This window comes from Pseudomonas sp. Soil_N_39, assembly GCF_057655955.1.
Map to the genome: position 1 here is coordinate 12,900 of NZ_JBDGLI010000004.1, position 12,105 is coordinate 25,004.

Sequence of the window (12,105 nt, forward strand, 5' to 3'; positions counted from 1 at the left end):
TGGATCAGCCAACAGATAATTGACTGACACGCCGCTATCGCGAGCAAGCTCGCTCCCACAGGAGGAATCAGGGTGGGCCTGATTTTTGTTCAGGTGGCCTTGCTCGCCTTGCGCGGTGCGCCGCCGGTCTTGCGCTTGGCCGGCTTGCGTTTGTTTTTCCATGGCGTTGCGCCACGCCCGGCGGGGCTGGCCGGGCCGCTGATGGTCAGGCTCATGCCCTGGCAGCGGGCGACGTGCTTGCTCATCCAGGCGGCTTGCCGGGTGACGAACTCTTCAAGGCTCATTTCCCCGCTCTGCACCATGTCCAGGGCTTGCTCCCAGATGGCGGTGGTGCCCGGGTCGGCGATGGCCCGGGGCACGGCGTCGATGAGGCTGAAGGCCGCCGGTGTGGCGGACAGGGCCTTGCCGTTTTTCACCAGGTAACCGCGGTCGAGCAGCCCCTGGATGATCGAGGCTCGGGTCGCTTCGGTGCCGATGCCGGTGGTGTCCTTGAGCTTCTGTTTGAGCAACGGGTCTTCCACTAGCTTGGCGACGTTCTTCATCGCCTTGATCAGGTCGCCTTCGGTGAACGGCTTGGGCGGCTGGGTCCACAGGTCTTTGGGTTTCACCTCGTCCACCGCGCAATCGCGACCTTCGGCCAGTGCCGGTAAGGTTTGCGGCGCCGGTGCTTCACGGCCCTTTGCCGGCGCCAGAGCTTCGGGCAGGGCGCGTTTCCAGCCGGGTTCGACGATCTGCTTACCCACGGCACGCAGCGCCTGGCCGGCACAGTTGAAGTCAGCCTGGGTCCGGTCGTATTCGTGGTTGGGCAGGAACTGCGCCAGGTAGCGCGCGCGAATCAACGTATAGACCGCACGCGGCTTGCCGGTGAGTTTGTCGAGGTTCTTGGCGGCTGCGGTGGGAATGATGCCGTGGTGAGCACTGACCTTGGCGTCGTTCCAGGCCCGGGATTTGCGCTGCGGCTGCAAATGTTCGCGCAGCGGCGCCAGGCTTGGGTCGGCCTGGGCGAGTGCGGCCAGGATGGCCGGTGCTTCGCTGTGCTGGCTCAAGGGCAGGAAACCGCAATCGCTGCGGGGGTAGGTGATGAGCTTGTAAGTCTCATAGAGCGACTGGGCAATGTCCAGGGTTTCCTGGGCGCCGAGGCCGAGTTTCTTCGAGCAGACTTCCTGCAGGGTGCCCAGGTCGAAGGGTAACGGCGCCGCTTCGCGCAGGCGCTCGGTACGCACCTTCAGCGTCCGGGCGGTGGCGGCGTTGCTCATGGCCTGGGCGGCGTCCCGGGCCAGGGCCTGGTTCAGGCAGCGTTCCTGGTCGTCGCAGGCATCCGGGTCGGCGCGCCACTGGGCAGTGAACGCCGTGCCTTCGTGGCTCAGTTGCACGTCGATGGCCCAATAGGCCACCGGCACGAAGTTGGCGATGCTGCGGTCGCGGTCCACCACCAGTCGCAGCGTCGGTGTCTGCACGCGGCCTACCGGCAACACGCCTTGGTAGCCGGACTGGCGCCCCAGCAAGGTGAACAGGCGACTCATGTTCATGCCGATCAGCCAGTCGGCCCGGGAGCGCCCCAGGGCCGAGTGATACAGGTTGAAGGTTTCGATGCCCGGCTTGAGGGCGGCCAGAGCTTTGCGGATCGACGCTTCGTCCAGGGCCGACAGCCATAGCCGCCGGATCGGTCCGCGATAGCGGCAATGTTCCACCAGCTCCCGGGCGATCATTTCGCCTTCGCGGTCGGCGTCGGTGGCGATCACCAATTCCTTCGCTTCCCCCAACAGGCGCTTGACCGCCTTGTACTGGCTGGCGGTTTTCGGCTTGACGGTCATTTTCCATTGCGCGGGCACGATGGGCAGGTCGGCCAGGACCCAGCGCTTGTAACGCGCGTCGTAGGCGTCGGGTGGGGCGGTTTCCAGCAGGTGGCCGATGCACCAGGTAACCGTGACGCCAGGGCCCAGCCAGCAACCGTCGCCACGGCGCGTGGCACCGAGCACGGCGGCGATGTCCTTGGCCTGGGACGGCTTTTCACACAGGTACAGCTGCATAGCGCCCTTTTCCTGAGCAGATTTCTTGGGGCTGTAGCATGGTCATGGATGGGCGCCAGGGCAAGTTTTATCTGTATGGATATACAGATAAAAGCGTTGCGCTGCGTTGCCAAGGAGGGGGCTGGCGTGACATTCGGCGGCCTGTCGGCACGCAGAATGAATTTCTCGCAGGGGGATGGCTCATAACTTCAAGGCGGTTGAAACCGCAAAGAAAGTTTATGAGGTCAAGGAGAGTCACTTTCATGAATTCGATGCCAAATGGCAACGGCCAGGCGACTACACGTTTGATTCTCGTGGTGGAAGATGATCCAACTATCCTGGAATTTCTCTGTGAAATCCTTGAGGAAGAAGGATTTGTCGTGGAGCCTCAGAAAAACGCTGATGATGCCTTGGAGTTCCTCGAAAAGAGCGCCCATTTCGTCGATCTGTTGCTCACCGACATCACCATGCCCGGCAAGATCGACGGTGCGGACCTGGCCAACCTGACCGGAGACCGCTGGCCGCAGATCCCGCTGCTGATCATGTCCGGCTTCGAGACGCCGGAAAGCGCCGGGATCAAGCACCACGCGTCGTTCATCGCCAAGCCCTGGGCCCTGGGACAGATGCTGGACCTGGTGGAGAGCACGGTGAAAAATCACGCCATCCACTAAAGTGATGCCAGAGGATGGAGGCGGCCGGGCACGTTTGGGTTGCAAGCGGCGATGGGCTCCATGACAATGCGAGTCATTATCAGTCGCGAATTATTCCATTGCCATGCCCGCCCACGATCTGTCCCTACGCAGTGCTGTCGACGTTCTGTACAGTGATCATCACAGTTGGCTCCAGGGCTGGTTGCGCAAGCGCTTGGGCAACACGTTCGATGCCGCCGACCTGACCCAGGATACGTTCGTGCGGGTCATCAAGGCGCGCACCGCGCTGGATATCCGCGAGCCGAGACCGTACTTGTCGATGATCGCCAAGGGGCTGCTGATCGACCTGTTTCGCCGCCGCTCGCTGGAGCAATCCTACCTCGAAGCCTTGGCCGCCATGCCGCAAGAGCAGCACCCATCGCTGGAAGAGCAGGCGATCCTGCTCCAGGCCCTGATGGAGATCGACCGTCTGCTCCTGGGGTTGGGGCCGCGCGTCAGGCAAGCGTTCATCCTGTCGCAGTTCGATGGCTTGACGTACCCGCAAATTGCCGAGCGCTTGGGCGTCAGCGTCCGCACGGTCAACAATCACATGGCCAAGGCCATGGAACATTGCTGCCTGATGCAGATTCAATTGCAGCTTTCATGAACCTGCCGCCCGAAGAGTTGCAAGCCATCCGTGTGGCGGCGCGCTGGTACGCCCGGCTGCATTCCGGCATTACGACCGACGCGGACCGGGCCGATTGGCGCGCCTGGCTCGCCGCCGATCCGTTGCACGGCCAGGCCTGGCAGCGCATGGCCGCGGTGGCCGAGCAGATGGCGAGTGTGCCGGGCGCCCTGGCGGCACCGACCTTGAGCGACACCCACCAGCGATCCCGGCGGCAGGTGCTGCGCAGCGCCTTGCTGCTGACGTCCGCCGGCGGCCTGGGCTGGTTGGGTTGGCGCAGTCAGGCGACGCAGAACCTGTTTTGCGATTACCGCACTGCGGTGGGTGAGCGTCGCGAGTTTCAGTTGGCCGATGGCAGCACGCTCATGCTCAACACCGACACCTCGATCAATGTTCGTTTCGATGGGCAGCAGCGGCGTCTGGAACTGTTGCGCGGTGAGGTGCTCGTGACGACGGCGGTCGATCCCTTGCGACGTCCGTTCAAGGTGGTTGCGGGGCCGGCCGAGGTGCTGGCGCTGGGCACGCGTTTCATCGTCCGTGGCCAGGCGCGGGGCGGCGAAGTGGCGGTGCTGGAGAAAGCGGTCGAGGTGAGCCTGCCGGCGAGTGGCTCAAAGATGCGGGTCGAGGCCGGCCAGCGCCTGGATTTCAATGAGCGGTCGTTGGGGGCGCTGCGCGGCAACGATGTGTCGGTGGGTGCCTGGCAGAAGGGAAGCATCATCGCCATTGACCGGCCTCTGGCAGCGCTGCTGGGTGAACTGTCGCGCTATCGACCCGGTGTTCTGCGCTGGGATCCGGCGATTGGCGACTTGAAGGTGTCCGGTGTGTTTCCCGTCGATAACACCGATCTCGCCCTGGCCGCGCTGGAAAGTGGCTTTTCGTTGCGGGTGACCCGCTACAGCCGCTTCTGGGTCCAGGTCTCCGCTGGCGTCGGTGGTAATGCTGCGTAATAAAAAAACCAGCCCCTGCACTTTTCATCCTCATCGTTCGGCTCTTCCTCAGTGAGTTTTTATCGACCGTTTGGGGGAGGGGAAGTATGACGTGGGTGAGCGCGCCAGGCCGTCTGGTGTTTGCAGTGAAAATCGGTTTGCTGGCGGTCACGACTGCCGGTGCCACGGTCGTGAACGCCGGGTCGGCTCCAACGGCTGTGGCGCAGCAGCGTGCGGTGCAGGCCTACGATATCGGCGCCGGTAGCCTGGTGGATGTGCTGACCCGTTTCTCCAGCGCCGCCGGTGTCGCCATTTCGTTTGATGCCCGGCAACTCGAAGGTTTGCGATCGCCCGGCCTGAAAGGTTCTTTCGGCGTGGGCGACGGCTTTGCGCGCATTCTGGGGGGGAGCGGTCTGCAAGCTGCCCTCCAGGCTAACGGCACGTACGTGCTGCGCTCCGTGCCGGTCAGCGGTTCGGCACTGGAGCTGGATGCCACCACCATCGAGGCTCAGCGACTCGGGGCAACCACTGAGCAGAGCAATTCCTACACGACGGGCGCGGTCACCATCAGCAAGGGTGCGCACTCCCTGCGTGAAACGCCGCAATCGGTGACGGTGATCACTCGCAAGATGCTCGATGACCAGAACCTCAATACCATCGAACAGGTCATGGAAAAGACCCCCGGCATCACCGTCTACGACTCGACCATGGGCGGCAAGTATTTTTACTCCCGCGGGTTCCGCATGTCTGGCCAGTATCAATACGACGGCGTTCCGCTGGACATGGGCAACAGCTATGTCCAGGCCGACAGTTTCAGCAGCGACATGGCCTATTACGACCGTGTCGAAGTGCTGCGCGGCGCCGCCGGGATGATGAAGGGGGCGGGCGGCACGTCCGGCGGCGTCAACTTCGTCCGTAAACGGGGGCAGACCACGGCCCAGACCGAGCTCAGCCTTTCGGGCGGCACCTGGGACAACTACCGTGGGCAGGTCGATACCGGTGGCCCGTTGAATGATTCTGGCACCGTGCGGGGCAGGGCGGTGATCGCCGAACAGAGCCGGCATTATTTCTACGACGATGCCCGGCGCAAGGACCAGATCTATTACGGTGCCCTGGACTTCGATCTGTCGCCCGACACGACGCTCGGCTTGGGCATCGCCTATGAAGACGTCGATGCCAGCCCCTGCTGGGGCGGCCTTCCTCGCTACCGGGACGGCAGTGATCTGAAACTCAGTCGCTCCACCTGCCTGGACCCCTCGTGGAACACTTGGCGCAGCCAGCGGACCACGGTGTTCGGCGATATCGCACATCAGCTCAATGACGACTGGGCCGTGAAGGTCGCCGGGGTCTATACGAAAAATACCCAGGACATCAAATACGCCTTTGCATCGGGCTCGGTGGCGCCCGGCACCTCGACCACCAACATGCTGGGCAGCATGTATGACTATGACCAGGTCGATTACGGCCTCGATGCCTACCTGGACGGCAAGTTCGACGCCCTGGGGCAGCAACATGAGTTGATCATCGGTTTTAACGCCAGTCGTTCGGACAAGGATGATTTCTTCTCAGTGGCACTGCTGCCACAGAAGCAGAATGTGTTCGATCCGGACCGACATATTCCCGAACCGGACGACAGTTACTTCATCGAAAACTCGACGCGCGGTGGTCCGGTCAAGACCGTGACCGAGCAGCAAGGGATGTATTCGACCCTGCGCCTGAAACTGGCGGACCCGTTGACGTTTGTCGTGGGCAGCCGGGTGAGCTGGTACAGCTCCAAGACCGACTCGGTGTTCCTCACCGGCGGTACGGAACACGCCAAGAGCACGGAGACGGGGCAAGTCACGCCGTTTGCCGCGGTGTTGCTGGACCTCAATGAGCACCTGACCGCCTACGCCAGCTATTCGGATATCTTCACGCCCCAGGGCAACTATCGCTCCGCAAGCGGCTCGGCGCTCAAGCCCCTGGTGGGCGAGAGTTATGAGCTGGGGATCAAGGGCGAGTGGTTCGAAGGACGCCTGAACAGCGCCTTCAACCTGTTCCGCACGCTGCAGAAAGACCAGGCCCAGACTGACTACTTCTCCAGTTGTGCGTCCTCGGACGGTTTTTGCTATGAGAACGCCGGCAAGGTGCGCGCCCAGGGTTTCGAAGCCGAGATCAGCGGTGAAGTCATCGAGCGTCTGCAACTGCTGGCCGGCTATACCTACACTCAGACCAAGACCCTCAACGACATTGATACCAGCCTCAACGGCGGCTCATTCAACAGCTACGTGCCGCGCCATGTGCTGCGCCTGTGGGGCGATTATGCCCTCGGCGGGGCGTTGGAGCGGTTCAGTGTCGGTGCCGGGGTCAATGCCCAAAGCGACAACTTCCGGGTATCGCCGGCGACCGGCGAGAAGATCACCCAGGCCGGTTATGCCGTGTGGAACGGTCGCGTTGGCTACCGCATCGATGACACCTGGTCGGTGGCCCTCAATGGCAACAACCTGTTCGACAAGCGCTACTACACCACGATTGGCACCGAGAGTTTCGGTAACTATTACGGTGAGCCGCGCAACTTCACCATGACTGTGAAGGCGCACTTCTGAGGCAGTGGCGAGGGCGCCAAGGCCCTCGCCACGGTGTTGCCCTCAGTTGGTATCCAAGTCCACGTTGCGGGTTTCCCGCAGGCAGATCATGCCCACCACCAAGCTCACCCCGGTAATCACCACCGGGTACCACAGCCCGTAGAAAATATCCCCGGTGTAGACCACCAGGGCGAACGACACGGTGGGCAGGAAACCGCCGAACCAGCCGTTGCCGATGTGGTAGGGCAGGGACATGGAGGTGTAGCGGATCCGGGTCGGGAACAGTTCGACCATCAACGCCGCCAGCGGTCCGTAGCACATCGCCGAGATGATGATCAGCGCCACGATCAAGGCCACGATCATCGGCCGGTTGATCTGCTGGGCGTCGGCTTGCTGCGGGTAGCCGGCCAGGGTCACCGCACCGCGCAGGGCGGCTTCGTCGTACCCTTCGAGTTTCACGTCACCGACGCTGATCTGTACCGTGCTGCCGGCCGGAGCCGCGACGCTGCTGTAGGGCAGGCCTTGCTTGACCAGGAAGGTCTTGACCTTGTCGCATGGGCTGTCGAAACGCGCCTTGCCCACCGGGTCGAACTGGAAGGTGCAGGTGGCCGGGTCGGCGACCACGGTGATCGGTGCCTGGCGGCTTGCTTGATCGATGGCCGGGTTGGCGTAGTGGGCCAGGGTCTTGAAGATCGGGAAGTACAGGGCGGTGGCCAGCAGCAGGCCGATCATCAGCACCGGTTTGCGCCCGACCTTGTCTGACAGCCAACCAAAAAAGATAAAGAACGGCGCGCCGATCACCACGCTGACGATCAGCAGGCTGTTGGCCAGGGCTGGGTCCATCTTCAGGAACTGGGTGAGGAAAAACAGCACATAGAACTGCGCGGCGTAAAAGGTCACCGCTTGCCCGGCGTTGATGCTGAACAGGGCGATCAGCACCACCTTCAAGTTTTCCCATTTGCCAAACGACTCGCGGATCGGCGCCTTGCAGCACTTGCCTTCCTCTTTCATTTTCAGGAAGGCCGGCGACTCATGCAGGCTCAGGCGAATCCAGGTGGATATGCCCAACAGCAGGATCGACAGCAGGAACGGAATGCGCCAGCCCCAGACTTCGAATTGATCGCCGGTGAAGTAGCGGCAGCCCAGCACCACCAGCAGCGAGAGCAACAGCCCCAACGTGGCGGTGGACTGAATCCAACTGGTATGGAAACCGCGCTTGCCCATTGGCGCGTGCTCGGCCACATAAGTCGCCGCGCCACCGTATTCACCGCCCAAGGCCAAGCCCTGGAGCATGCGCAACACCACCAGGATGATCGGCGCGGCGATGCCGATGCTGGCGTAGTTGGGCAGCAGGCCGACGCAGAACGTCGCCAGGCCCATGAGGATGATGGTGGCCAGGAACGTGTACTTGCGCCCGATCATGTCCCCCAACCGACCGAACACCAGGGCCCCGAACGGCCGCACGATGAAACCGGCGGCGAAGGCCATCAGGGCGAAGATAAACGCGGTGGTGTCGTTGACCCCGGCAAAGAACTGCTTGCTGATCACCGCCGCCAGGGCGCCGTAGAGGAAAAAGTCGTACCACTCGAACACCGTCCCCAGGGACGAGGCGAAGATGACTTTCTGGGTTTCCTGGCTGGTGCCGGCGCTGCGCGTGGCTTCCAGGGGCTGAACATGCTCGGACATAGCGGTATCCCTCACAGTGATTGTTTTTGTTGTTCCACTGCGACGCCGGGGTGGCGTCTCCTGATTTGATACGTTCCTTTTGCTTACACATTTCCCCCTGTGGGAGCGGGCTTGCTCGCGAAAGCGGTGCGCCAGTCGACATCATCGTTAGCTGACACACCGCCTTCGCGAGCAAGCTCGCTCCCACAGAGGGGGCTCTGTTGTTTTTCAGACCGTGGCAGGCTCCTTTTGGGGCGTGGTGATTCTTGTGTCCGCCTCAAGCATCATCTGCGCTGCCTTCTCGGCAATCATCAGCGTCGGCGAGCAGGTGTTGCCCGAGGTGATGCGCGGCATGATCGAGGCATCGGCGATGCGCAGGCCCTTGATGCCGTGGACGCGCAGTTGCGCGTCCACCACCGCGTCGCGATCCTGGCCCATGCGGCACGTGCCCACCGGGTGGAAAATCGTCGTGCCGATGCGGGCGGCGGCCTGGTGCAGTTCCTCTTCGGTTTGCAGGCCGGGGCCCGGCAGGTATTCCACCGGTTTGAACGCGCTCAGGGCCGGGGCCGCGACGATGCGTCGGGTCAGACGGATGGCGTCGGCGGCGACCCGCAAGTCTTCGGGGTGGCTCAAGTAATTGGGTTGGATCAGCGGCGCTTCGTGCGGGTCGGCCGAACGAATGTCCACCCGGCCACGGCTTTGCGGGCGCAGGTCGCAGACCGACGCGGTGAAGGCCGGGAAGCTGTGTAGCGGTTCGCCGAAGCGTTCCAGGGACAACGGCTGCACGTGGTATTCGAGGTTGGCCGAGGTCTGCTCCGGGCCCGAGCGGGCGAACGCGCCGAGTTGGCTGGGGGCCATGGACAGCGGGCCGCTGCGGTCGTACAGGTAGCGCAGGCCCATGCCCATCTTGCCCCACAGGGTGCCGGCGATCTGGTTCAGGGTGCGGGCGTTTTCCAATTGGTAGATCAGCCGTAGTTGCAGGTGATCCTGCAAGTTGCCACCGACACCGGGCAGCTCATGGGTCACGCCGATGCCCAGGCGTTGCAGCAGGCTGCGCGGGCCGATCCCGGAACGTTGCAGGATCCCCGGCGAGCCGACGGCCCCGGCGCACAGGACGATCTCCTTGCGGGCCTTGAAGGTCATGCCCTTGCCTTGCCAGCGCGCGCTGACGGCGTGGGCGCGGTCGTCACGCAGCAACACCCGGTCGACCTCGATGTCGGTCAGCACCGTGAGGTTGGCGCGCTGGCGAACCGGCTTGAGGAACGCCTTGGCCGCGTTCCAGCGCACCCCGGCTTTCTGGTTGACCTGGAAGTAGCCGCAGCCTTCATTGTCGCCGCTGTTGAAATCGTCGACGTTGGGGATGCCGCTCTGCTCGGCGGCGCTGCGGAAGGCATCGAGAATCGGCCATGACAAGCGCTGGCGTTCGACCCGCCATTCGCCGCCGGAGCCATGGAATTCGGATGCGCCGGCAAAGTGGTTTTCGCTCTGGCGAAACAGCGGCAGCACGTCCTCCCAGGCCCAGCCGGGATTGCCCTCGGCGGCCCAGCCGTCGTAGTCCGCAGCCTGGCCGCGCATGTAGATCATGCCGTTGATGGAGGAACAACCGCCCAGGACCTTGCCGCGCGGGTAGCTCAGGGCGCGGCCTTGCAGGCCCGGTTGCGCTTCGGTCTTGAAGCACCAGTCGGTGCGCGGGTTGCCGATGCAGAACAGGTAGCCGACCGGGATGTGAATCCACGGATAGTTGTCGCGCCCGCCGGCTTCGAGCAGCAGCACCCGGTGTTGCGGGTTGGCCGACAGTCGATTGGCCAGCAAGCACCCGGCAGGGCCGGCGCCCACGATCACGTAATCGTATTCATCGACGACAGGTTGCATTCGCGACCTCATTCTTGTTGTTGTGGGATCCATCCTAGTTGTTAGTTTTCGTCAAAAGAATGTTAGTTTTTGCGCAGCCGCTGTGTGTTTATAAACAGTCATGCCTTTCAGGCGTGTTCAAGGATCGCCTCATGTTCGACTGGAATGACCTGCGCTATTTCCTGGAACTGCAACGCAGTGGGCGTCTGTTGACGGCTGCACGACGGCTGAACACCACCCACGCCACGGTGGCCCGGCACATCGAGGCCATCGAGAAAAGCCTGGGCACCGCGTTGTTCGTCCAGCATGCCCAGGGTTATGAACTGACCCCTGCCGGCGAGACATTGCTCAAGCACGCCGAAGCCATGGAGAACGTGGCGTTGCTGGCCCAGGAGGACATCACCCAGTCCAGTGCGCCCTTGGGCAAGATCCGTTTGGGGGTGACCGAAGGTCTGGGCATCATGTTTCTGGCCAGTCGCATGGACGGGTTGTTCCAGCGTTATCCGGGGCTGGAGGTGGAACTGGTGGCGGTGCCGCGCTTTGTCAGCATCCTCAACCGTGAGGCGGAAATCAGCATCCACCTCGAACGCCCGGCGGCCGACCTGCTGGTGACGCGAAAACTCACCGACTACAGCCTGGCGCTGTACGCCAGCCAGGTCTACCTGGACCGCTCGCCAGCCTTGCGCAGCCGCGAAGACCTGGCCCGCCACGCCTGGATCGGTTATGTCGACGACCTGCTGTTCAGCCAGGAACTGATGTTCCTCAACAGCTTTTGCCGCAATCCCCGGGTGGTGTTCCACAGCACCAGCGTCATCGCTCAGCAGCAGGCCGCGCGCTCGGGCCTGGGGATCGCCGTGTTGCCGTGCTACATGGCCAGCGGGGACCCGACGCTGGTGCCGTTGCTGCCGGACGAAACCATCCGCCGCAGCTACTGGATCAGCACCCGCCGCGAACTGCACAAATCCGTACGCCTGCGGGTGTTGTGGGATTACGTGGTGCAGTTGTGCGAGCGCGAGCAGGGGTTATTACTCCCCTGAGCACGCAATGCCCGTGTGGCGAGCCGCTCTGGGGGAACAAGGCTCTGTGGGAGCAAGGCTTGCCCGCGATGAAGAACACACGGTCTATCTGGAACCGAGTCGCCTGCTTCGCGGGCAAGCCTTGCTCCCACAGAACCCATAGAGCCCACAGATAAAGCCCCTCGCCACAAAGGTCATTGATAGGCCGGCAACTGGCCGCCCAAGCCCCCTTTTCTGGCCCCCAATGACCTCAAGCCGACGTGCTGGCGTGCCTTAGTGTTGACCCACAACAAGAAAAGCGCAGCCAAGAGGGCCCCATGCCGGCAACGACACCTTCCACCTGGCTCAACCCAGCCGTCATCCTCCTGCTTGGCACCTTGCTCGCCGGCTGCGGCGAAGAAGCCAAGCCGCCCATGCCCACGGTGTTCACGGCCATGCCCAGCGATGCGGCACTGGCCCAGGTCTATGACAGCAGCTGCAAGCTCTGCCACGCCAACCCCAGCGCCGGGGCACCGTTGACCGGCGACACGAACGCCTGGGCCCCGCGGATCGCCCAGGGCGCCGAGACCCTGCTGGACCATGCGATCAACGGCTACAACGGCATGCCGCCGATGGGCCTGTGCATGCACTGTTCCGAAGAGCAGTTCCTGGCCTTGATCGCCTTCATGTCCGGTCAACACTTCCAATAATGAATACGGGTACTACGGCATGACGATGGACTACTCACGGCGTCGGTTGCTGCAACAGGCCGGCGTTGTCG

General features: G+C 63.0%; 9 protein-coding genes. 6 read left to right on the forward strand and 3 right to left on the reverse strand.

Annotated elements, in window-relative coordinates:
* Nucleotides 1-89: 89 nt before the first annotated feature.
* Entirely contained in the window at nt 90-2,030 is a 1,941-nt protein-coding gene (locus tag AC3A5O_RS07205; protein ID WP_487753019.1) for a DNA topoisomerase III, read from the reverse strand.
* Between the two features lie 242 nt (nt 2,031-2,272).
* On the opposite strand from AC3A5O_RS07205, the gene AC3A5O_RS07210 reads away from it, so the two are divergent.
* From AC3A5O_RS07210 to AC3A5O_RS07225, 4 genes are all read left to right on the forward strand, one after another.
* Nucleotides 2,273-2,680 carry a response regulator gene (locus AC3A5O_RS07210; RefSeq protein WP_122568470.1) on the forward strand — a complete coding sequence of 136 codons (408 nt, stop codon included), beginning with the start codon at nt 2,273-2,275 and terminating at the stop codon, nt 2,678-2,680.
* Nucleotides 2,681-2,783: 103 nt separating this feature from the next.
* Nucleotides 2,784-3,305 carry a sigma-70 family RNA polymerase sigma factor gene (locus AC3A5O_RS07215; protein ID WP_122568471.1) on the forward strand — a complete coding sequence of 174 codons (522 nt, stop codon included), beginning with the start codon at nt 2,784-2,786 and terminating at the stop codon, nt 3,303-3,305.
* Entirely contained in the window at nt 3,302-4,270 is a 969-nt protein-coding gene (locus AC3A5O_RS07220) for a FecR domain-containing protein (RefSeq protein ID WP_487753020.1), read from the forward strand. Before AC3A5O_RS07215 ends, AC3A5O_RS07220 begins: the two co-directional genes overlap by 4 nt.
* Nucleotides 4,271-4,356: 86 nt before the next feature.
* Nucleotides 4,357-6,834 carry a TonB-dependent siderophore receptor gene (locus tag AC3A5O_RS07225; RefSeq protein ID WP_305481848.1) on the forward strand — a complete coding sequence of 826 codons (2,478 nt, stop codon included), beginning with the start codon at nt 4,357-4,359 and terminating at the stop codon, nt 6,832-6,834.
* A gap of 42 nt (nt 6,835-6,876) precedes the next feature.
* Here the strand turns inward: AC3A5O_RS07225 and AC3A5O_RS07230 are convergent, their stop codons facing one another.
* Together AC3A5O_RS07230 and AC3A5O_RS07235 are read right to left on the reverse strand one after the other, a co-directional pair.
* Entirely contained in the window at nt 6,877-8,499 is a 1,623-nt protein-coding gene (locus AC3A5O_RS07230) for an MFS transporter (RefSeq protein WP_305467655.1), read from the reverse strand.
* A 207-nt stretch (nt 8,500-8,706) separates the two neighbouring features.
* Nucleotides 8,707-10,350 carry a GMC family oxidoreductase gene (locus AC3A5O_RS07235; RefSeq protein ID WP_305490801.1) on the reverse strand — a complete coding sequence of 548 codons (1,644 nt, stop codon included), beginning with the start codon at nt 10,348-10,350 and terminating at the stop codon, nt 8,707-8,709.
* Nucleotides 10,351-10,481: 131 nt separating this feature from the next.
* Here AC3A5O_RS07235 and AC3A5O_RS07240 point away from each other — a divergent pair, with 131 nt between their 5' ends.
* Entirely contained in the window at nt 10,482-11,366 is an 885-nt protein-coding gene (locus tag AC3A5O_RS07240) for a LysR family transcriptional regulator (protein ID WP_305467651.1), read from the forward strand.
* 296 nt (nt 11,367-11,662) lie between these two features.
* A complete protein-coding gene (locus AC3A5O_RS07245) occupies nt 11,663-12,034 on the forward strand; it encodes a c-type cytochrome (RefSeq protein WP_305467650.1) in 372 nt (123 codons plus the stop codon).
* The last annotated feature ends 71 nt before the right edge of the window (nt 12,035-12,105 follow it).

What these genes read in the sequence shown, in the direction of transcription:
- AC3A5O_RS07205 (WP_487753019.1), bottom strand. Translation starts at nt 2,030, where the DNA reads ATGCAGCTGTACCTGTGTGAAAAGCCGTCCCAGGCCAAGGACATCGCC.
- AC3A5O_RS07210 (WP_122568470.1), top strand. Translation starts at nt 2,273, where the DNA reads ATGAATTCGATGCCAAATGGCAACGGCCAGGCGACTACACGTTTGATT.
- AC3A5O_RS07215 (WP_122568471.1), top strand. Translation starts at nt 2,784, where the DNA reads ATGCCCGCCCACGATCTGTCCCTACGCAGTGCTGTCGACGTTCTGTAC.
- AC3A5O_RS07220 (WP_487753020.1), top strand. Translation starts at nt 3,302, where the DNA reads ATGAACCTGCCGCCCGAAGAGTTGCAAGCCATCCGTGTGGCGGCGCGC.
- AC3A5O_RS07225 (WP_305481848.1), top strand. Translation starts at nt 4,357, where the DNA reads ATGACGTGGGTGAGCGCGCCAGGCCGTCTGGTGTTTGCAGTGAAAATC.
- AC3A5O_RS07230 (WP_305467655.1), bottom strand. Translation starts at nt 8,499, where the DNA reads ATGTCCGAGCATGTTCAGCCCCTGGAAGCCACGCGCAGCGCCGGCACC.
- AC3A5O_RS07235 (WP_305490801.1), bottom strand. Translation starts at nt 10,350, where the DNA reads ATGCAACCTGTCGTCGATGAATACGATTACGTGATCGTGGGCGCCGGC.
- AC3A5O_RS07240 (WP_305467651.1), top strand. Translation starts at nt 10,482, where the DNA reads ATGTTCGACTGGAATGACCTGCGCTATTTCCTGGAACTGCAACGCAGT.
- AC3A5O_RS07245 (WP_305467650.1), top strand. Translation starts at nt 11,663, where the DNA reads ATGCCGGCAACGACACCTTCCACCTGGCTCAACCCAGCCGTCATCCTC.